This is a genomic window from Cohnella sp. LGH, from assembly GCF_017671885.1.
Taxonomy (GTDB): Bacteria; Bacillota; Bacilli; order Paenibacillales; family Paenibacillaceae; genus Cohnella; species Cohnella phaseoli.
On sequence record NZ_CP072117.1, the window covers coordinates 2,241,732 to 2,263,062 of the forward strand.

General features: G+C 57.0%; 20 protein-coding genes. All 20 read right to left on the reverse strand.

Annotated features, from left to right (window positions below; all coding sequences use genetic code 11):
• Position 1: 1 nt before the first annotated feature.
• The 20 genes from J4772_RS08970 to J4772_RS09065 all read right to left on the reverse strand — a co-directional run bounded on the left by J4772_RS08970 (position 2) and on the right by J4772_RS09065 (position 21,328).
• Positions 2-901, reverse strand: coding sequence for a glycosyltransferase family 2 protein (locus J4772_RS08970; protein WP_209074958.1), 900 nt, complete (start codon positions 899-901; stop codon positions 2-4).
• On the reverse strand, positions 898-1,935 hold the full coding sequence (locus J4772_RS08975; RefSeq protein ID WP_209074959.1) for a glycosyltransferase family 4 protein: 1,038 nt from the start codon (positions 1,933-1,935) through the stop codon (positions 898-900). Before J4772_RS08975 ends, J4772_RS08970 begins: the two co-directional genes overlap by 4 nt.
• Positions 1,932-2,522, reverse strand: a complete 591-nt coding sequence (locus J4772_RS08980) for a DapH/DapD/GlmU-related protein (protein ID WP_116061664.1) — start codon at positions 2,520-2,522, stop codon at positions 1,932-1,934. Before J4772_RS08980 ends, J4772_RS08975 begins: the two co-directional genes overlap by 4 nt.
• Before the next feature lie 3 nt (positions 2,523-2,525).
• Positions 2,526-3,647, reverse strand: coding sequence for a glycosyltransferase (locus J4772_RS08985; RefSeq protein WP_209074960.1), 1,122 nt, complete (start codon positions 3,645-3,647; stop codon positions 2,526-2,528).
• A gap of 13 nt (positions 3,648-3,660) precedes the next feature.
• Positions 3,661-4,818 (reverse strand): glycosyltransferase family 4 protein, encoded by a 1,158-nt coding sequence (locus tag J4772_RS08990; protein ID WP_209074961.1) that lies wholly within the window; start codon positions 4,816-4,818, stop codon positions 3,661-3,663.
• Complete coding sequence (locus J4772_RS08995; RefSeq protein WP_209074962.1) at positions 4,815-6,161, reverse strand: hypothetical protein; 1,347 nt, start codon at positions 6,159-6,161, stop codon at positions 4,815-4,817. The genes J4772_RS08990 and J4772_RS08995 overlap by 4 nt, the downstream gene beginning before the upstream one ends.
• A 30-nt stretch (positions 6,162-6,191) precedes the next feature.
• Complete coding sequence (locus tag J4772_RS09000) at positions 6,192-7,310, reverse strand: glycosyltransferase (protein WP_209074963.1); 1,119 nt, start codon at positions 7,308-7,310, stop codon at positions 6,192-6,194.
• 21 nt (positions 7,311-7,331) lie between these two features.
• Positions 7,332-8,036 carry a sugar transferase gene (locus J4772_RS09005; RefSeq protein ID WP_209074964.1) on the reverse strand — a complete coding sequence of 235 codons (705 nt, stop codon included), beginning with the start codon at positions 8,034-8,036 and terminating at the stop codon, positions 7,332-7,334.
• Entirely contained in the window at positions 8,036-8,941 is a 906-nt protein-coding gene (gene galU, locus J4772_RS09010) for a UTP--glucose-1-phosphate uridylyltransferase GalU (protein WP_116061658.1), read from the reverse strand. Before galU ends, J4772_RS09005 begins: the two co-directional genes overlap by 1 nt.
• Positions 8,942-9,367: 426 nt before the next feature.
• On the reverse strand, positions 9,368-10,054 hold the full coding sequence (locus J4772_RS09015; RefSeq protein WP_116061657.1) for a CpsD/CapB family tyrosine-protein kinase: 687 nt from the start codon (positions 10,052-10,054) through the stop codon (positions 9,368-9,370).
• The gene (locus J4772_RS09020; protein WP_209074965.1) at positions 10,041-10,790 is read right to left on the reverse strand and encodes a YveK family protein; all 750 of its coding nucleotides are present in this window, start codon (positions 10,788-10,790) and stop codon (positions 10,041-10,043) included. The genes J4772_RS09015 and J4772_RS09020 overlap by 14 nt, the downstream gene beginning before the upstream one ends.
• Positions 10,791-11,064: 274 nt before the next feature.
• On the reverse strand, positions 11,065-11,409 hold the full coding sequence (locus J4772_RS09025; RefSeq protein ID WP_209074966.1) for a hypothetical protein: 345 nt from the start codon (positions 11,407-11,409) through the stop codon (positions 11,065-11,067).
• A 673-nt stretch (positions 11,410-12,082) separates the two neighbouring features.
• Positions 12,083-12,868, reverse strand: coding sequence for a tyrosine-protein phosphatase (locus J4772_RS09030; protein ID WP_209074967.1), 786 nt, complete (start codon positions 12,866-12,868; stop codon positions 12,083-12,085).
• A gap of 173 nt (positions 12,869-13,041) precedes the next feature.
• Positions 13,042-14,391, reverse strand: coding sequence for a glucose-6-phosphate isomerase (locus tag J4772_RS09035; RefSeq protein WP_116061652.1), 1,350 nt, complete (start codon positions 14,389-14,391; stop codon positions 13,042-13,044).
• 176 nt (positions 14,392-14,567) lie between these two features.
• Entirely contained in the window at positions 14,568-15,557 is a 990-nt protein-coding gene (locus J4772_RS09040; protein WP_209074968.1) for an alpha/beta hydrolase, read from the reverse strand.
• On the reverse strand, positions 15,554-16,366 hold the full coding sequence (gene iolB, locus J4772_RS09045) for a 5-deoxy-glucuronate isomerase (RefSeq protein ID WP_209074969.1): 813 nt from the start codon (positions 16,364-16,366) through the stop codon (positions 15,554-15,556). Before iolB ends, J4772_RS09040 begins: the two co-directional genes overlap by 4 nt.
• 40 nt (positions 16,367-16,406) lie before the next feature.
• Positions 16,407-17,876 carry a CoA-acylating methylmalonate-semialdehyde dehydrogenase gene (locus J4772_RS09050; protein WP_209077057.1) on the reverse strand — a complete coding sequence of 490 codons (1,470 nt, stop codon included), beginning with the start codon at positions 17,874-17,876 and terminating at the stop codon, positions 16,407-16,409.
• Positions 17,877-17,909: 33 nt separating this feature from the next.
• Positions 17,910-18,920: a 5-dehydro-2-deoxygluconokinase gene (gene iolC / locus J4772_RS09055; protein WP_209074970.1), complete on the reverse strand. Its 1,011-nt coding sequence runs from the start codon at positions 18,918-18,920 to the stop codon at positions 17,910-17,912.
• Between the two features lie 18 nt (positions 18,921-18,938).
• Positions 18,939-20,804 carry a 3D-(3,5/4)-trihydroxycyclohexane-1,2-dione acylhydrolase (decyclizing) gene (gene iolD / locus J4772_RS09060; RefSeq protein ID WP_209074971.1) on the reverse strand — a complete coding sequence of 622 codons (1,866 nt, stop codon included), beginning with the start codon at positions 20,802-20,804 and terminating at the stop codon, positions 18,939-18,941.
• A 128-nt stretch (positions 20,805-20,932) separates the two neighbouring features.
• Complete coding sequence (locus J4772_RS09065; protein WP_209074972.1) at positions 20,933-21,328, reverse strand: hypothetical protein; 396 nt, start codon at positions 21,326-21,328, stop codon at positions 20,933-20,935.
• Positions 21,329-21,331 lie beyond the last annotated feature (3 nt).

A 21,331-nucleotide genomic window follows, 5' to 3' on the forward strand; every position in this document is an offset into this window, starting at 1 on the left:
CTTAACTCCTGCCGCCATAGCGAAGAATGCCGACCAGCGCCCCGTTGCGGTAACACACCTTCACGATCTGCCGGATGAATCTCTTATATTGGAAAATCGACAGCAGCGACGTCCCGATCGCCTGAACCATGCGAACGGTATGCTTCAGAACGGCTGTCGCCCCCGCATCCCGCCGCTTGACCGCATCGCTCACCCCTTGCCAGAACATCCGCTTCAAAAACCATTTCCTCGTCGTGCGTTCCTTGGCGATCTTATGCCTGACCGAGGCGTAGGGCGTGTAGTAGACTTTGTATTTGTCGCGAAGCCGGGCGATAAGTTCGCTTTCCTCGCTCGACAGCAGGTTGCGGCCGACCCGGCCGAGATCCTCTCGGAACGGCTCGATTTCCTCGAATACGCTGCTGCGGAACGCGACGTTCGCGCCGTAGGGAATCGCGGGAGCGGTCATCTCCACGACGACGTCGGAGTAATCGAGAATGGTGAAGACCGACCGATGTTCCGCCGGAATCCAGCCCGGCTCTTCGTCTTCCCATAGCGGATCGATCTTGCCTCCGACGCAGCCGATCGCCGGATCCCTCGCGAAGACGTCGACGATATGCCGCGCCCATTGGCTTCCCGCCAGCGCGTCGTCGTCGAGAAACAGAATCAAATCTCCTTTCGCTTCGCGGATCGCCCGGTTGCGGGCCGTCGACAGCCCCAGCTTCGGCTCGTGCACATAGCGGATCCTCGCGCCGTGCAGTTGCCGCAAGCCATTCACCGTCTCTGCCGTATTGTCCGTCGAGCCGTTGTCCACGACGACAATCTCGAGCTCCTTCTTGTCGAAGTCCTGGACCAGAACGCTGCCGATCGCTTCCGCCGTATCCTTCGCCCGGTTGTGGGTGCAGATGGCCACCGTTACCTTCATCGTTCATCCCGCCCTTGATACACGTTTTTGATCCGCTCGGCGATCGGCCCCCATTCGAGCTGCCGCAGCGCCCGTTCGTAATCCGGCGACCTCCCTTCCTTGACGCTCCGCATAGCCGTCTCCATCGCTCCCGCCAATCCGCCGGCGATGCCGGGATCGTAGCGGATAACCATACCCTCCTCGAAATATTCGTCGATAAAGCCGTTGTCCGGCATGACGACCAGCTTTCTAAAGCTGAGTCCGAGAATCGCAGAGCCGGATGTCGTAATCTCCTTATAGGGCATTACCATGACATCGGCGGCTCCGAGCAAGTCGGCGACTTCCTCGTTCGGGATAAACCGCATATCCAGAACGAGATTCCGGGTATCCTTCACGTTACGAAGATATGCCTCCATCTCCCGGTCCGCCTTGCCCGCGATAATCAGGCAGGAGCTTTCCGTTTGGACCGCGCGATACGCTTCGATTAGCTCCTCGACGCCTTTGTAGGCTTTGATGGCTCCGAGGAATAGATAGACTTCGGCGTCTTTGCCGATGCCGTACAGCCGTCTAACGTCCGCGCCATTCGGCTTGTACACATCCGCGTAGTGGCCGTGCTTCACGACGGTCAGCTTGCTGGCCGGTACGGCGAATTCCGCCATCGCCTGCTGCTTGGCCGTTTCCGACGCGACGATCAGACCGAAACAGAATCGGCAGATCAGCGTTCGCATCGTGCGCTCCATCCGCCGGTATTTCACCTCGTGGGGATACAGATTGTGCAGCGTCCAGATTAGCCGCACCCGCTTCGCCTTCAGAACGAGCAGCGTCGTCAGGAGAAGGGCGGACTTGGCGACGAACAGCAGCGGATTGCGATTCTGGTAAGCATGGTGCATCCAGTGCACGTGGACGACGTCTCCCGGCCTCGCCCGCGCCACCCGCAGCGCAAGCCTCCCGTGCGTCAGGTCCATCACCTCCACCCCTGCGCCGCAAAGCGAATCCGTCAATAAATTGTTATACAAATTCAAATTGCTGTACTTGGGCCACATCCATACTCTCATCTCGTATACGCTCCTTGCGCGCTCCTGCGAATCCAGCCCTCCGGTACGGAGAGCTCGCGGATGACCTTGGCCGGAACGCCGCCGGCCAGCACGTTCGCGGGAATATCCCGCGTAACGACGCTGCCCGCGGCGATTACGCTGCCCGACCCTATCGTGACGCCGGGCAATACGATGCAGCCTCTGCCGATCCAGACGTTGTCCTCGACGACAATCGCCCGGCTCCCGGAACGGTCCTCCGCATCCACCGGGTGGAAGTTCGCGTCGATCAGATTGACCATCGGGCCGATGATCGTATGGCTGCCGATCCGAATCGAATCCGTGCAGCCGATATCCAACCCGTAATTGCAAAAGACGTTGTCGCCGATCCACAGCCTGGCCCCTTTGCCCACCGAGATGGACGACGGGAACGGCTTGGCGTGGAAGGAGACGCTTCGTCCGACGATCAGCTCTCCTTTGTTCGCGATCGACAGCTTGCCCGCGATCCGGCTCAAGCGCCCGGCCGAATCGGCCTTGACCGGAAACACGACAGCGCCCTTCAGCACGGCCAGCAGCTTACCGATGCGAATCTGACGAAACGGGATTCCCATGCGCTACCCCGCCGTCTCCGCCGCGACGCCCCCGGCCAACAGCGAACGATAGGCCGTCTCTACCTTTCTGGCGATCGCGTTCATATTAAACTCGTTCATAACGGCGGCATATCCCCGTTCGGCAAGCTCCTGATAGTCGACGGTTTTGCTGTAGACGAGTCGGATCGTCTGGTACAGCGCTTCGACGTCCCCGTCCTTGACGATCCAGCCGCCCTTCGTCTCTTCGACGATTTCCGGAGCTCCTCCGGAATCCGATACGATGACCGGCGTACGCACAAGCATCGATTCGATAATGACTCTTCCGAACGGCTCGTTCAGCGAAAAGTTGATCGTCAGATCGCACTCCTTCATCACATCCAGCGGTCTTGGGCTATAGCCGTAAAAAACCACGTTCTCCTCCAGCCCGTAGTCGCGGACCTTGCGGACCAGATCGGCATAATAGCTCTCCGATCCGTCGACGGACGCGTCGCCCACGATCAGCAGCTTCCAGTTGTAGGCTTTGCCGTCGGCGAGCTTCTTGACGGCTTCGATCACGAGATCGTATCTCTTCCATTCCACGATGCGTCCGAACGTCCCGATAATGAGCGTATCGTCCTCCATGAACGCGCGGCTCTTCGGCATTCGCGCCGTCTCCGGATCGACGCCGTTGTATATGATCGTCTTGTTGGCGCCTTGGACGGAGCTCGCGACGAATCGCGAAATGCAGATCACCTGATCGAAAAACCGGGGCAGCACCCGGTTGAACATACGCAGATGGGTGTAGTCCCTGTGGTGCCAGACGAGCTTGCTGCTCGCCATAAACTTCAGCGGGGCCGCGTACCACGGCGCTCGCCACCCGTTGGCGTGAATAATGTCGATCCGTTTTCTCTTCACGAACGCCCGCATGCGCAGAACGGTTTCCAAATAGCCGAAGCCGAGCCTCTTCTTAATGCTGTTAAGGCGCAGCGGAAAAAGCTCGTACTCCGTTCGAATCTCGTGCAAATAGGAAGCGTCGCCGGGACAGAGCAAGTAAATCCGGTACTTGGATACGTCCAAGTAATTGATCAGATGAATCAGGCTCTGCTCCGCGCCCCCCTTCTTGTCCGCATGGGTCACGAACAAAATATTCGTTCTGCCGCTGTCCATTCGCTTCACCCGCTTAGCTTGATATCCTGACATTTAACGATTGCAGATACCTTCTGAGAACTTCCTTGTGGTCGTATTGCCCGCGTATAAAATGCTGCGACGCCTCCAGCAAAGCTTGAGCTTTGGCAGGATCGGCAAGCAGCGTCCTGATGTGACCGAGAAAATGCCGCGGCTCGTCGGCCAGCAGCATATGCTCGCCGTCGATCAGTCCGGTGCCCTCGCAGCCGACCGAGGTCGAGACGACCGGCAGGCCGTTCTGGATCGCTTCGATCGTCTTCAGCTTCACGCCCGCTCCGTTGCGCATCGGATTAACGAACAGATAACCGTTCGCATAGATGTCCTCCAGGCTGGCCGGCGTATCGTGAACTTCAACATTCGTCAGATCGTGCGCTTCGAGCCAGCCCAGCCCCTGGTTGCGGCTATTGCCGGCAACGACGAACTTGTAGCCCGGCACGTCCAGCAAACCCGGGTGAATATGCGCCAAATACCACTCGATCGCTTCCCGGTTGTTGGGCATGAACAGCGATCCGACGAACACGACGTGCCGCGTCCGAAACGAGCCGACCCGGAACGCCTCTCCGTCCACCGGGGGCGGCAAGAACAGGCTTTGGGCCGTCGGATCGAGCGCGCGGAACCGTTCGAACTCTTTGTTAGAGATGAACAGATACTTGTCGATCCTCGTCCGCATCTTTTTTTGCAACGCCGCGAATTTGCCGCTTTCCATCCGATAGTACAGCTTGTGAAGCAGGCTTGTGGCGCTCCTCGCCAGCGCCTTGAAATAGACCGCCTCGTCGTTGTGCACCCGCAGGATCGCCCTTTCGCGCCTAATCCGCGGATTGTCCAGGATCGGGTACACATAGTCGCCCTCCAGCAGCACGTAATCGTAATCGTCCGCCAGCGGAATCCGGCCAAGCTCGGCCCTTGATTGAGCCTGCATCGGAGTAACGCGAAGCGCGTCGGCGAGCTTGCTCTTTCGCGGGCAGAGCACGATCTCCTCGACGTAATTTCTGACGGCCTTGATGTCCGCGTCGTCAGGCTGCTGCTTGCCGCATACGACAAGGTGCAGCTTGCAGCCGAGCTCGGAGAGCGCCTTGATCCTTCCCCATGTATCCACCCTTAAGCCGTGGTTCGGAGGATACGGAAAATCGCTGCATACGAGCAATATTTTCATGTCTCCGCCCTCCTTGTCGTGGCATAGCTAATAAAAGCGAAAAACAGCCAGATTTCGTATTTGATCTCCAGCGCGACGAAAAGCAGGGACAGCAGCACGAAAATCAATGCGGGAAACAGGATGGAACTGGTCTTCGCCTTCCTCAGCAGATTTGCGGCAAGTTGATAGAAGAAGACGACGGCCGCAATTCCTCCGAACATCACCCATTGGAAAAAACCCGACTTCACGCCCACATTCCGGTCCGTGTCGGAATACTGCAGCAGTTCCCCCGCGTTGATCTGACCGATGCCGAACGTATCGTAATAAAACCGCGACATCACGCCGATCGCACCGTCCACGTACTGATTGAAATACATCAAATAAGCTCCCGTGCCCACGCCAAGCGGATGATGGGCAACGGTGGCCAGCGCGATGAGAATCGTGCCCATTCTCGTATAGGACGACGTATAGTTCTCGATGTCATTGCTTAACGAGCCCAGCACTCCGGCGGAAAAATGGGTAACGAACAAGTACATCGCCCCAACGGCCGCTATGAGCAGAAGGAAGTTTCTTTTCTTCCGAAAATCCAGAAATTTCGCCATCGTGACGACGATCGTCAGCAGAACGACGATTAGAAACCCCTTCGAGCCCGTCACGAATAAATAAAACAGAAAAAAACCGGCGACGAACGCGAAGGACAGCGCCTTGGCCGGTCCGCTCAAATACCGGGATAAATAGACGATAATCGCCGAATAGACGACAACGATCGTACCAGTCGTGCTGCTCTCCGAGGTGAGCAGCCTGACCCGCCAGTAAGGTTGGCTGCCCGCATGCAACGGCGCCAGCGCGTTCGGAATGCTTGCCAGCTCCGCCGCCATTATGACCGCCAGCAGAGCGACGACGGCGAAGAAGCAGGCGTAAAGCACGCGCCTGCTGGCAATCTTCGTGAACAGCAGCTGCATATGCCTGACGTAGAGCAAAATCAGCACGAAATAGGTCAGCACCTTGACCGCCTTACCCAGCAGGTTTTCCTGCCCGAAGCTGTAGCTGCCTTGCAAAAATTGCGCGAGCACGTAAGCGACGCTGATCAAGCTCAAATAAACGATAAAAACGAGCAAATACCGCTGCAGCCTCGAACCGTGCATCACCCGCTTATGCTTGGCGAGCAGCGCCGCCTCGCAAGCAACAAACAGCGGAAGCAGCAAAATGATCGGCGAGCGCCCGATTTCGCCGATGACATTGACTAACGGGAAATCCTGATAGACGGTCAGCAACAGCAAGAAAACGAGATACAGCGCCCAGAGCAACTGGTTGCCGCCGGTTTTGCCGTCCATGACCCCGGACATTGCCGGATCTTTGCGCATGTTCCATTCACCTGCTCTCCACTCCCGCACTTAAACGTATTTCTTGACGGTTGCGGAATACCGTTCGTCCGGCCGGCTCAGAACCGCGTCATACAGCCGTTCGATCTGCTGATTCATGAGTTCGGAATGGAATTTCTCGTTGAAAATAAGCTCGCCTGCCTGCCCCATCTCCTCCAGCTTGCGCTTGTCCAGCGTCTGCAAGATACCGGCGAGCTGCTCCTTGCGCTCGAAATCGAATACGTACCCGTTCAGGCCGTGTCGAACAATCTCCGGAAGCGCGCCCCGGTTGCTGGCGATGACCGGCTTGCCGTTGCGCAGCGCCTCGATCGCGACGATGCCGAATCCCTCCCAGCGGGACGGAACGATAATGGCATCGCAGGCTTTCATGTAGCGGTCGATCTCCGAATGCTCCACCCAGCCGAGGCGGATCGCGTTGTCCGGATACCGGTGCTCGCTCTGTTTCAGCACGGAATCGCCGGCCAAATACAGGTCGATGTGCGAAAATCGCTGTTCGTTGAACACGTCGAGCAGAAGATCCAGCCCTTTCTGCCGATCAAAGCGCCCGACGAAGAGGAGGTTAATCTTGTCCGGTTTGACGGGAATGGGCGAGAATCCCGCATCGGCGGAAGCATCGGACACGCCGTTATACACGACGACCGATTTGCGCGAAGGCAGCCCATAATTCAGAGCCATCGCATATTCGTGCTTCGAGATGTGGATAATGGCGTCCGTTCGCAGCGACAGTATCTTCTCCGCCCATGCGAACAGCTTGCGCTTCCAGGATTTCGTGTCCATCAGAAAAGCCCAGCCGTGCGAGCAATAGACGATGACGGGACGCTTCCTCTTGAAAAAAAATAGCGTTCGCAGAAAAACGCCTGCGAACGTCCCGTGCACATGTACAATATCCGGCTGAAGCTCGTGAATCTTTTTGCGAATCTCCATCATTGCTTTAAGAAAATAGGCCGGCTTCCGCCTGTAAGGATACAAAATGAGACGCTCGGGACTGATCTGCAGCGAATGTCGGTTGGAGTTATGCTCGGAGGCCATCAAATAAATGTCGTGATGACCGGCCTGGTGCTTCATGACCTCGTTAAGATGAGTTTCGACTCCGCCCTTCGTAAACTCGGACAGATGAAGGATTTTCGCCATTGTTTCGCCTCCGTTGTCTGTTTAGAATGCGTCCCGGGAGCCGGCAACGGCCTTAAACGTTCTCAGCATGATTTTGAGATCGAACCAGAGACATCTCTTCTCGATATAGGCGATGTCAAGCTCGACCATCTCCTTAAAGCTGAGACTGCTTCTTCCGCTTACCTGCCACAATCCCGTACAGCCCGGCGTGACGGATAGCCGTCTTTTGTCGCGCTCCGTGTATTCCTCCACTTCCCTGGGTAGAGGGGGCCGGGGGCCGACGAGCGACATTTCGCCTTTGATCACGTTGAACAATTGCGGCAGCTCATCGATGCTCGTCTTGCGAATGAACCTGCCGATCTTTGTCACACGCGGATCTTCCTTCATTTTGAACATCGCGCCGTTGATCTCGTTGCGGTCGAGCAGCTCCTTCAGCTTGTCTTCCGCATCGGTATACATCGAGCGAAGCTTGTACATGCAAAAGGGTTTCCCGTCCTTGCCGATTCTCGTTTGGCGAAAAATAACCGGACCTTGCGGGTCCTCCCACTTGATCAACGCAGCGGCGACGGCCAGCATCGGACTTATCAGCACCAGCCCCGTCAGCGATCCGATCAGGTCGACGGTCCGCTTCATCGCGGAATAGAGGGAGAATGTCCTCCGCGTTTCCCGTTTGCGCACGACAGTCGGGCGGTAATTCGAAGATGCTCCTCCTATCGCTTCGTCCCGGTAATGCGGACCGGTATTCATCAAGTATCGCCCCTTCCCGAAATTAATTGCTTCACCAGTTCGCGGTCCATGATCTCCTCCAGTTCTGTCATCAATACGTGCCTTAATTCGCGATTGCGCAGCGCGAAATTGATCGTCGTCATTATGAAGCCGATCTTCTCGCCCACGTCGTACCGGACGCCTTGGAAATCGTACGCGTAAACGCCCTGATCCTCGTTCAATTTCTGAATCGCGTCGGTTAGTTGGATTTCTCCGCCCGCGCCCAGCTCGTGCCGGCCCAAATATTCGAAAATTTCGGGCGTCAGCACGTACCGGCCCATAATGGCCAGATTGGAGGGAGCTTGTCCTTGAGGCGGCTTCTCCACGAAGCGGTTGACCCGGTACAGCTGCCCCGTCCTTTCGCCCGGATCGACGATGCCATAGCGGTGCGTTTGATCTACGCCTACCGTCTGCACGCCGATGATCGAACGACCCGTATGCTCGAACTGTTCGATCAACTGCCGGGTGCAAGGCACCTCGGCCTCTACGATATCGTCCCCGAGCAATACCGCGAACGGCTCGTCGCCGATGAAGTTGCGCGCGCACCATACGGCGTGTCCCAGCCCTTTGGGCTCCTTTTGCCGGATATAGTGCAGATTGACCTGGGAGGATTTGCGGACCTTCTCCAAAATGTCCAGCTTCCCTTTCTCCTCCAGCGTGTGCTCCAGCTCGAACGCGATGTCGAAATGGTCTTCGATCGCCCGTTTGCCTTTGCCTGTGACGACGATAATGTCCTCGACGCCGGACTCGATCGCTTCCTCGACGATATATTGGATGGTCGGCTTATCAACAATGGGAAGCATCTCTTTGGGCATCGCTTTCGTGGCCGGCAAAAAACGGGTGCCGAGACCTGCGGCGGGAATAATCGCTTTTTTCACTCTCACCATTTTGATCTCACCTATCCTTTTGATTTATGTCTGATTCAATGCCGAATCCGCTTCTCTGAACCTCTTCGTGATTAAAATTGGACTTTTGGACTTCCTTGCAAATCAGGGTTAAAAAGTTCGATTTTCAGCACCGAGAAGGTTGGATGAAGACCGGTGATGAGGAACGGAGTGTAGGCAAACCTACATGAGTACCGGAAGATCCGGCTGAATTCAAGATTCGACGCCGAATCTGCTTCCTCGAACCTCTTCGTGATCAAAATTGGACTTTTTGACTTCCTAACATGGGCATTTAACCCTTCCTCACGTCACACCCTCGACGATATACGTCTAAGGTCGGCTGACCCACAGCATGACCGAGTGCCTCCGGTGATAGAGGTGCAGGAGACATTACCTTACGTGCAAGCGTTCCTCGCCTAAAGCCTTCGCTCAGGCATCGTTTCGATCGCCGTAATAGTAGTAATAGCTATCCGAGTGTTTACGCGGAACGTTGTTGAGCACGACGCCGATCAATCTGGCCTTCACATGGTCCAGTGACGCTTTCGCTCTAAGCGCGACGTCTTTCTTCACTTTGCCTGCTTCGACGACGAGAATGACTCCGTCGCTCTGGGCGGCCGCAATCTGCGCGTCCGTTACGTACATCAGCGGAGGCGTGTCGATGATCACGACGTCGTATCGTTCCCTCGCGGTCTCCAGCAACGCGGCCATCCGCTTGGAAGCTAGCAATTCCGACGGATTCGGCGGCGTCGGTCCGGCAGAGATGATCGCCAGATCGTCGGTATTTGTTTGCTGGATCACGTCCTGCAGTTCCTTTTGCCGGAATAGGGCGGTCGTTAGGCCGAGCCGGTTCGATTTTCCGAACAGATGATGCTGCGACGGCTTACGCATATCCGCATCGATCAGCAGCACCTTCTTGCTTGTCTGGGCGTAAGCGACGGCCAGATTGGCGCACGTCGTACTTTTGCCTTCTCCCGGCTTGGAAGAGGTGACCACGATCACTTGCAGCGTCTGGTCGATCGCCGAATACTCGACGTTGGTCCTCAGCATTCGATACCCTTCGGAAATCGGGGATTTGGGATTCGCGTCCGTAATGACGCTCCACTTATAACGAGACATGGTTTTCCCTCCTGTTCGTTTGCAACTGCACTTTGCCGTTTCCTCGATCGGAAGAGTCCTTCTCTTTGAACCTCGGAATCGCGGTCAGCACCGGAACTTGGAACAGCGTTTCGATGTCCTCCTCCGTTTTGATCGTGTCGTCCAAATATTCCAGCAGGAAAGCGAGACCCACGCCGAGCATGAGCGACAGAAGGAGCGCGGCTGCGATGTTCATGTTCGGATTTGGAGCGACCGGACCGCGAGCTTCTTGGGGATCGGCAAAATCCAGAATGGACACGTTGTCGACCTTCATCAGCTCGGGGACCGATTTCTGGAAAACGACCGCCACCGCGTTGGCCGCCTTGGCCGCCCGCTCGTAGGAATGGTCGCGGACGGAGATCGACATGACCTGCGTTTCATTCACCGAACTTACGCTCACCTTGCTGATCAGTTCGCCATACGACAGGTTCAGCTCTGGATAATCCTTGCTGACGCTTTTCATAATGCGAGGCGTCTTAATAATCTCTTTGTAAGTTTTGATGAGGCCGATCGTGGAGTTGATGGAACCGACGTCGATGCTCGGAAGCAAAGAGCTGCTTTCCTTGTACTGGTTGACGATCAGCTTGGCCGATGCCTGATACTGCGGCGCGATGAAGTAGTAGGAAGAGATGCCGACGCTCAAGCAGACGACGGTTGCGATCAGGGCGATCAGGAGCAGTCTTTTTTTGACGATGAGCCAGTATTGTTTCAGTTCCATCTTTTTTCCTCCGTCGCTTGTAAGTTTTCTTGCTCTTCAGAATTCGAAAATCAGTTCGATTAGAATAATAAAATTTAAAAATTATTCAAAACGAGAACTTTTGGACCAATTAAAAACGACTGCATCGTCCTTTGATCGGAGCATGTCGTTTTTATCGGAGATCGTGCTGAAGGGAATAGAACGCAATTTCCCCGGCCCTGCATGATCGAAATGATCCGGACGAAGCGCCGCTCCATCCGACAAATCCATTCGTTTCACGAACAAACAAAATCGCCTATCCATCGTCGCAAGCTTGGCCGGAGTCGTTCATATCGGCCGCTTCCGGTCTATGCCACGCGACGTTTATAAAGTCTCTGATCGTTCCGCCGTTCAAAATATACTCCACCATCGTCTTTGCGTCGGCCTCTATTCCAAGCTTCCCTAACGTCAGGGAAACAAGCTCGGCCACGTCGACCGTTCCATCCCGGGGATCGTATCCGGTGTAGGCCAGAAGCTCTTCCCACGACCACGCGCTTGCGGAGTCGTGTCGGCGGCTCAGAGAAGCGTCCTGCGAGAGTCTTTCCAAAAAAAGCTTAAGCCTCTCCTGCTTCTGCTTCAGCGCCGGATTCGAAACGTTCATCTCCAATCACCTTCGCTTGCGGTAGAAGTTTTGAACTTTTCTCCTCTAACCGATTCGTCATCAAGTCGTCGTCAACCGGGTTCGCCGCGATTTGAACTAAGTATGACATAGAAAATCGAAATTCAAGAGGGATTAAAGACATGATGCCTATTAGCCATTCCTGCTCATTTTTAGAAGTCGACCGCAACCGGAAAACCGACTATTCAGAGTGCCAAGGCGTCGTTTCGTTCAATGGAAGCGCTCTACTTCCGCGAGGTCCTATTCAGACTATAGACCCGCCGTTCAGAAACGAACCCGCTTTCGCTCGCCCTTACCCGGTCAAGGATTTCGAATATTCGTGCCGATGGTTCGGACTCTAAGCCGAGAAAAAAGGCGATTTCAAACATGGGAAAAGAGGGACTTAGGACAGTCATTCGAAAATCTCTAGGAGGATTCAACCATTTTACGGAGGGATGCAACGTTTTACCCACTAAAAACATCGTCAATTTGGAATCGCTTACAATTGGATTGAAATCTAAAAAAATTCGGCAATTTGCCCGAATCTTCCCCTTCGCTTATTCCTTTTTTCATAATTTTCCTCCTATTCGGTCGTCATCTGTCGCCCGTTCGTCTTTTCGAGTCCCGATTGCTTCACCGGTTACTTGCTTCTCCAGCATTAATTTCGTTCCGATTATCACGATGACCCGGTAAAAAAGGAGAGCAAGCGTCTCAATAAAGTATCCGACGCCGTGGCCGACGGAGGACTATCGAAGGGCATGTCGTCGGCAACGCATCGGGCATTGCGCTTGTAATACGCCTCCCATGGTTCGCCCATGCGCTGGCGAATCGCCTCATAGGCCTCCCGCATTCGAAATCCCCTACGCTCGGGATGGTGGGCGTCCGACGACACAACGTGAATGAGCCCGCTCTCGCACAGCGTCCATGCGGCTTGCCGGACCTGCCTCCCGAAGTCGCCCAACAGCGAATGCGTCGTCATTTGCGCGCAGGCGCCGAGCTCGACCAGTTCGGCAAGCAGACGAGGATGCTTGACGATTTCCGCATTGCGCTCGGGATGCGCGATAATCGGCCGCAGGCGCAGCACGCCAAGCTCATGGATCAGCTCTTTCATATCCTTGGGGACGTGCGAGAAAGGCATTTCGATCAACACGTAAGCGGAATCGGCCAGCGTCAGCAGTTCCCCCCTATGCCATGCCTCCAGAAGGTCTCCATGCACGCGAATTTCCTGCCCCGGCGCGACCGTAACGGGAACGCCTGCATCCGCCAAACGCTCATTCGTTCGGTTAACGTGTGCCCGAACTTCCACAGCCGGGTTATCGTAACGACCGTTCGCATGATGAGGCGTAGAGATCAGCTTAGTTATGCCTTCGGCCGCGGCCGCTTTGGCCATGTTCAATGTATCGTTCCAATCCGCTGCCCCGTCGTCAAGGCCCGGCAAAATATGCGTATGAATATCGATCATGCGAATCGTCGCCCCCTTAATCGAATGAATAGGGTCGGCTTGCCCCAGACAAACTCGACCCTATTCTAGCATATTGGCTCGCCCGAAGGAATGCGCGCGAAGTCGGAACCTCCGGACGCCCTGACCATAAAAAAGGAGCGCCCGGGAGCGCCCCTATACGAACTATTCAGAGATTACAGACGAGCTTCCAAAGCCTTCTTCTGCTCTTCAAAGCCCGGCTTGCCGAGAAGCGCGAACATGTTCTTCTTGTACGCTTCGACGCCCGGCTGGTCGAACGGATTGACGCCAAGCAGGTAGCCGCTCACGCCGCACGCGATCTCGAAGAAGTACACCATGTAGCCGAATGTGTGCGGACTCATGTCCGGCAAGTTGACGATCAGGTTAGGCACGTTGCCGTCCGTATGGGCGAGCAGCGTTCCCAGGAACGCCTTCTTATTGACGAAATCAAGCGTTTGACCGGCCAGGAAGTTCAAGCCGTCCAGGTCGTCCGCGCTTTTCTCGATCGTGATCTGATCGGACACTTCGCCCACCTGAAGCACCGTCTCGAAAATGATCCGGTTGCCTTCCTGAATAAATTGCCCCATCGAGTGCAGGTCGGTAGAGAAGTCGACGGATGCCGGGTAAATGCCCTTGTAGTCCTTTCCTTCGCTCTCGCCGTACAGCTGTTTCCACCATTCGGAGACGAAGTGCAGACCCGGCTCGTAGTTGACGAGAATTTCGATCGCTTTGCCTTTGCGATAGAGCGCGTTGCGGACAGCCGCGTATTGGTACGCTTGGTTTTCGCTCAGGTTAGGGTTGTTGTATGTTGTAGCCGCGTCTTGCGCGCCCTTCATCATCGCTTCAATGTCGATGCCCGCCGTCGCGATCGGCAGCAAGCCGACTGCCGTCAGTACGGAGTAGCGGCCGCCAACGTCGTCCGGAATGACGAACGACTCGTAGCCTTCCTCGGTCGCCAGCACCTTCAATGCGCCGCGCGCCTTGTCCGTCGTTGCATAGATGCGCTTGCGCGCTTCTTCCTTGCCGTATTTGCTCTCCAGCGCTTCGCGGAAAATACGAAAGGCGATGGCCGGCTCGGTTGTCGTTCCGGATTTGGAGATGACGTTGATCGACCAGTCCTTGCCCTCCAACGCTTGCAGCAGGTGAGTAACATAAGTCGAGCTGATATTGTTGCCGGCGTAGAAAATTTGCGGAGTTTTGCGCTGCTCCTTGGACAGCGTATTGTAAAAGGAATGCTGCAGCATTTCGATTGCCGCGCGCGCGCCCAAGTAGGAGCCGCCGATGCCGATAACGATCAGCGCGTCCGAATCGGACTGGATTTTCTTCGCGGAGCTCTGAATGCGGGCGAATTCCTCTTTGTCGTAGTCGAACGGCAGGTTGATCCAGCCCAGATAGTCGGAACCCGCTCCGGTTCCGTTATGTAATTGCTCGTGAGCGAGCTTGACGGCCGGCGCCAGATTGTCGATCTCATGTTGACCGACGAATTGCAGCGCTTTGGAATAATCGAATTGAATCGTTTTGCTCATTGCTCTCTCCCTTTCTCTCTCGACCTCGAAGGGTCTGGGTCATGCATATTAGCTATAGGATACTGAATTATTGAACTTCATACAAGCAGGCTACGATGAAGGTTTGATGAAGATATGCCGATCTCGCCCCACATAAGAAAAAATGACTCTCCATAAGTCGCTTATGGAAAGTCATTTTACTTCAGCGCAATTTGTCGCAGCTTGCCGTCCAGCTCCCTCATCCGGTCATCGGGATGGGGAACGGGGAGCGCTTCGTTAACGATACTAAGAGAATAAGACGAAGCTCTGGCCGCCAGCTTCTTATCGCTCAACTGTGGAAAAAGCTCCAGAATCGCCTCGCGGCACTCATGTCGCGCCAGCATTCCGCCGATGGCCACATCAATGCCGTAGCGGCCCGCGTCTCGCGCCTGCGGCACGGAATTGTCTTCATCGGACGAAAAATCTCCCAGCACCTCGCGCAGCCAGGAGACGCTGAGCGCAAACCATTCGGCGAACCGCGGGTTGACGTTCGAACGGTAGCCTCCCGACGTATGCGTCTTCGCCAACGACAGACCGTGGCCGCCGCTTTGGAAAATATGCGCCTCGAACGGAATGCCCTTCTCGTCCAGCGCCCGCATGAAGCTTATCGTATTTTCGACCGGAGCCGCAGTATCGTCGCAAGCCGCAAACAGAAATGCAGGCGGCGTTCGTTCGTCGATCTCACGATCCACGGACGGAATAGGAACGGCCAGCACCTCGCTCATCGAGGACAGAATGCACGGATAGCCCAGTAGAAGCGCATTCGGCCGAACGCGCCCCATCGTGCCGAGCGCGGCGGCCAGATGGCCGCCCGCCGAAAAGCCTATGGCCGCGATTCGTTCCGGATCCACGCCCCACCCGGCGCTCCTCATGCGGATGACGTCAAGCGCCTCTTCCGCGTCCAACAGCGGTTCGGGGAACTCGGTTCGCACGGAATAACGCAGCACGAACGCTTGAAAGCCTTCCGCCAAATACGCCATTGCGACCGGCTCGGCTTCGCGGTCCGAGAGGCCGCGATAGCCGCCGCCCGGAAATACGAGCACCGCCGGCCGAAGGGCCGCATTGCTCAGTTCGGGCGAAGCGTCGAGCAAGTAAGCCGTCAGCTTCACTTCCGCGCGTCCGCGCAACGCAATCGTTTCCGTCCTCATTTGCGCGGCGGCATCAACCAGGCATGGGCGGGATCGTTGTGGAATTTCCACGTGCGAACCGGCCCGGCCATGACGTTCAAATAATAAACCTCGTAGCCTGGGGGCGCCGACACCGGATGATAGCCCTTGGGCACCAGAACCGTTTCGCCGTCGCGTACGGCCAGCGTCTCGTTCAACGTCAAGTCGTCGGTGTAGACGCGCTGCACGGCAAAGCCTTGCTCGGGCTGAACGTGGTAGTAGTACGTTTCCTCCAGCAGCGATTCGTCCGGCAACGCGTCCCGGTCGTGCTTGTGCGGCGGATAGCTGGACCAGTGACCGTCCGGCGTAAACACCTCCACGACAAGCAGGCTGTCGGCCGCTTCCGACTCAGGCAAAATATTATGAATCAGTCGCTCGGTAGAGCCGCTGCCGCGAAGCTCGACTCCGACGGCGTCCGGCTCGATCAGCCGCGCCGGAAGACGCGTCGTGCCCGGAGCGAGACATACGGCCAATTCCAGCTCTGTCAAAGCCGTAACCTCGTACGTATCGTCTGCAGGAACGAATACGGAATACGGCGGTATTTTCTCAAAAACGTTCATCCGTTGCCCGATGCCTACCCATATCTCGCGGTTGGTCCGAACGTCCGCTCTGCCGCTCAGAAGCACGAGACATGCTTCGTTGTCGCCCGTGCTCCGGCTCAGCGTCTGACCCGGAAGCAGGCGGAACACCTCGAAGCCGACGTATTTCCAGCCCGCCGAAGCCGGAGTTACCGCCAGCACGCGTCCATCCGCGCCAGGCGTAGATTCCGGCGTTACGATCAGCTTGCTCATTCGACATTCCCTCCCCGATCCTGTGCGACGGCTCCCGAGCTTACCATCGAGCAGTCACCATTTTTTTGCGCGTGTAAAATTCCACTCCGTCCGGCCCGTTGGCGTGCAGGTCGCCGTAGAACGACTTTTTCCAGCCCGAGAACGGGAAAAACGCCATAGGAGCGGGTACGCCAACGTTAATGCCGAGCATGCCGGCGTCGATCGTCTCTCGGAATTGCCTTACGGAGCTTCCGTTTACGGTGAACAGACAAGCGCCGTTAGCGAAGTCCGAGCGGTTGGCGATCTCGATAGCCTCATCCAACGATTCCGCCCGCATAATCGACAGCACCGGAGCAAAAATTTCGTCGCGCCAAATGCTCATCTCGCAATTCACATCGTCGAAAATCGTCGGGCCGACAAAATAGCCCTCTCCGCCAACAGCCGCATCCTCGCGTCCGTCCCGCAGCAGCTTCGCTCCTTCTTGCTCGCCCGCAGCGATATAGCCAAGCGTTCTCTCCTTATGGGAGTCCCGAATGACCGGCCCGAGAAACACGCCCTGCTCCAAGCCGTTGCCGATCGTAATCGCGTCCGCCGCCTGCTTCAGCTTGTCGATGAGACGGTCGGCAATGTCGCCGACGGCCACGACGACCGCACAGGCCATGCAGCGCTCTCCCGCAGAGCCGAACGCTGCGCTCACGATCTGCGTCACGGCGGCGTCGAGGTCGGCGTCCGGCATAACGATCGAATGGTTTTTGGCGCCGGCCAGCGCCTGAACCCGTTTGCCGTTCGCGCTTGCCGTCTTGTGGACATACTCCGCCACCGGCTGCGAGCCGACGAACGAGACGGCCGCAATGCCCGGATGCTCAAGAATGCCGTTAACGACGTCGCGTGCGCCGTGAACGAGATTGAATACACCGTCCGGCAAGCCCGCTTCCGCGAACAGCTCGGCCAGCCGCTGGGCCAGCAGCGGAGTCCGCTCCGACGGCTTCAACACGAACGTATTGCCGCAAGCGATCGCGAGCGGGAACATCCAGCACGGCACCATCATCGGAAAATTAAACGGCGTAATGCCGCCGATCACGCCGATCGGATAACGGTACATGCCGGATTCCATGTTCGAGGCGATGTCGGGAAGCTGCTTGCCCATCATCAGCGTAGGCGCGCCAGCCGCGAACTCGACGCATTCGATGCCGCGCTGCACTTCGCCGTAGGCTTCCGCGTAGCTCTTGCCGTTCTCCTGCGTAATGATGCGCGCCAGTTCCTCCCAACGCTCCACGAGCAGCTGTTGGTACTTGAACAACACCCGCGCGCGCCGCGGAACCGGCGTGCGGCTCCACGTCCGGAACGCCTCTTGCGCTGCGCGAACTGCAGCATCGACCTCTTCCTTGCTGGAGATCGGCACGTTCGCAATGACTTCGCCCGTCGCCGGATTGTACACCGGCTCCGTTACTCCAGATTCGGACGGCTCCCATTTGCCGCCGATATAGTTGCTAAGCGCCGCGGAACCGGCGGATTCGTTGTAGTTGGTCATCGGTTTCATTCCTCTCTTCTTCTATACGTGCATTTAAGTAGCGGTAATCTCTCCACGTTCGCATCTGGCGATATAATCGTGAACCTGCTCGGCCTTAGGCATCGCGTCGGAGCAGCTATGGCTGGAGATGACGATACAAGCGGCCGCGCTTCCGAACGACATGCAGCGCGCGATCTCCCAGCCCTGCATCAATCCGTACAGGAATCCGGCCGCATACGAATCGCCGGCGCCGAACGTTTTGACGACCTTCGCCGGATAGCTGACGGCGCGATGGGACACGCCATCCTTCGTATAGGCGATGGAGCCTTCCTTGCCGTGCTTGATGATGACGATTTTCGCCGCGTAGTTGAACCACTTGGCCGCCGTAATCTCGTCCAGACGCTCCGGATTGCGCTCGAACCGCTCCATCATGTCGAACTCTTCTCTCGTGCCGACGATGATGTCGCATTTTTCCGCAACCAGATTGTAATAGACGGCCGTCTCGGCATCCGACGACCACGTATAAGGACGATAATCGATATCGAAAGCAATCGCGACGCCATGCTTGCGCGCATAGTCGATCGCCAGGAACACCGCTTCCCGCGAAGGGCTTGCGGCCAGCGCCGTGCCGGATACGAGCAGCATTTTTGCGCCGGCAATCAATTCCTCCGGCACTTCCTCCGGTTGAAGCTTCAGGTCGGCGACATTGTCGCGATACATCAGAATGCTGCAATCGCTCGGACTCTTGATCTCCGTGAACGCAAGCCCGGTCACCGCTCCGGTCCGATCCGTCGTCACCCCGGAGGTCGAGATGCCGTTGCGCTCCAGATAATCGGTAATAAAACGTCCCATCTGATCGTTGGCCACCTTGCCGACAAAGCCGGTTTTCATCCCGAGACGGGCCATGCCAATGGCAATGTTGGCCGGCGATCCGCCGACGTATTTGGTGAACGTGGACGTCATTTCCATCGGGCGATTAATCTCATTGGCGTTCAGGTCGATGCACAGTCGGCCAATGGCTACGAAATCCGTCTGCTTGGAACTGTCGAATGTAATATAGCTCATAATGGCTCCTCCCCCGGCTCAGTAAGGTCCCGCTTCCCGGATTTTTGCTTTCATCGCTCCGTGCGCTTCCGCCACTTTATCCGATACCGATACCTCGGGAACGTCGACGCGCCACCACGATTCGTAACCGGACGTATTCGTTCCCGGTACGACGGGAATTTCGATCAGCGTCGAGATCGTCTCGGCTTTCGCCAGCCGCAGCGCCTCACACAGCTCCTCGGCATTTCCGACCTTATAGGCTTTAGCGCCAAGGCTGCGGGCATGTGCGGCAAAATCGATCGGCATATAATCGCCGGTCAGACGTCCTGTCTGCTGCGAGCGATAGCGGAACTCGTTGCCGAAGCCGTCGCTGCCGTGACCGCGCTGCAAATTGTGAATGCACTGGAAGCCGTGATTATCGAACAGCAGAACGGTTATTTTCCGGTTCTCCTGCAAGCTCGTTACCAGCTCCGAATGCAGCATGAGATAGCCGCCGTCGCCGACAAGCGCATAGACCTCCCGCTCCGGTTCGGCAAGCGCCGCGCCGAATGCGCCGCTGACCTCGTACCCCATACAGGAGAAGCCGTATTCCATGTGATAAGTTTTCGGCTCGGACGAGCGCCATACGCGGTGCAAATCTCCGGGCAGGCTGCCCGCCGCGCAGACGACAACCGAAGACGGTTCGATCGTCTCGTTAATGACTCCCAGCGCCCGCGTTTGGGATAGCCCGTCAGGATGCTCTTCCGCATACAGCCTGTCGACTTCGGCGTCCCACTCCCGCTTGCGCGATTCTAATACGCCCGCATCATATGCAGTACGGTATCCTTGCGCCGTCAGCGTCTCACGCAACGCCGTCAACCCTTCGCGTGCGTCGGCGGTCAAGGCCGTTCCGCCAAGTTTGGCGGCATCGGAGCCGTTCGCGTTAATGCTCAACACCTTCGTTTCACCGAAGCGGAAAGCCGACTTCGACGACGTTGTGAAGTCGGAATAGCGCGTCCCGACGCCGATGATCAGATCCGCTTCCTTCGCTAGAAGGTTGGCGGACAGCGAGCCGGTCACGCCGATCGCTCCCAGGTTCAGCGGATGATTCCACGGCAGCGCGCTTTTGCCGGCCTGCGTCTCCGCGACCGGAATGCCCAGCGCCTCCGCGAATTCGCGCAGCTCCTGTGTCGCGCCCGAATAATGCACGCCGCCGCCCGCGATGATCAGCGGACGCTTGGCTTCCGCTACCAGGGAAGCTGCCAATTGCAGCGCCTCTTTCGAAGGAGGACGACGGTCGATGCGATGAACCCGCTTGACGAAAAATTCAGCCGGGTAGTCGTACGCTTCCGCCTGCACGTCTTGCGGCAAAGCCAGCGTCACCGCTCCAGTATCAGCTGGATCGGTCAGCACTCTCATCGCCTGTTGTGCAGCCGTCATCAGCTGCTCCGGACGAACGATCCGGTCCCAGTACCGGCTGACCGGCTTAAATGCATCTGCCGCGGACACCGTGTAATCGGAGGCGACTTCGAGCTGCTGCAGCACCGGATCAGGTTGCCGCGAAGCGAAGTTGTCGCCGGGCAGCAGCAGCACCGGAATTCGGTTCACCGTTGCCGTTGCCGCTGCCGTCACCATGTTAAGCGCGCCGGGGCCGATGGACGACGTGCACGCATAGATCTGCAAGCGATTGCTCTGTTTGGCGAACGCCGTCGCCGCATGAACCATACCCTGCTCGTTCTTGCCCTGAACGTACTGCAGCTCCCCCGGAGCGCGCTCCAGCGCCTCGCCGATCCCCGTCACATTGCCGTGCCCGAAGATGCCCATGACGCCGCGAACGAACTTGCTCTCTCGCCCGTCTACCGACACATACTGATTGTCTAAAAAAGCAAGCAGCGCTTGCGCCATCGTTAATCGTACCGTTTTCATGTCCGTCTCCTTTCTTATTTCCGCTTCATTTATCGTTGATGCGTGCCGGATGCCACCGAGGATGAACTCCACAAGATAACGCCGGACTAGTTACGGTTTCCCCGAGCGTTAGACAGTCCGCCGACCTCTCATCCACGCTTCTTACGGTCTCCCAGACCGTCCGCCAGCCTCTCATCCACGCTTCTTACGGTCTCCCAGACCGTTAGACCGTCCGCAGACCTTTCATCCGCGACTCTTACGGTCTCCCAGACCGTTAGACAGTCCGCCAACCTCTTATCTGCGACTCTTACGGTCTCCCAGACCGTTAGACGGTCCGCCGACCTCTTATCTGCGACTCTTACGGTCTCCCAGACCGTTAGACGGTCCGCCGACCTCTCATCCGCGACTCTTACGGTCTCCCAGACCGTTAGACCGTCCGCAGACCTCTCATCCGCGACTCTTACGGTCTCCCAGACCGTTAGACCGTCCGCAGACCTCTCATCCGCGACTCTTACGGTCTCCCAGACCGTTAGACAGTCCGCCACCAG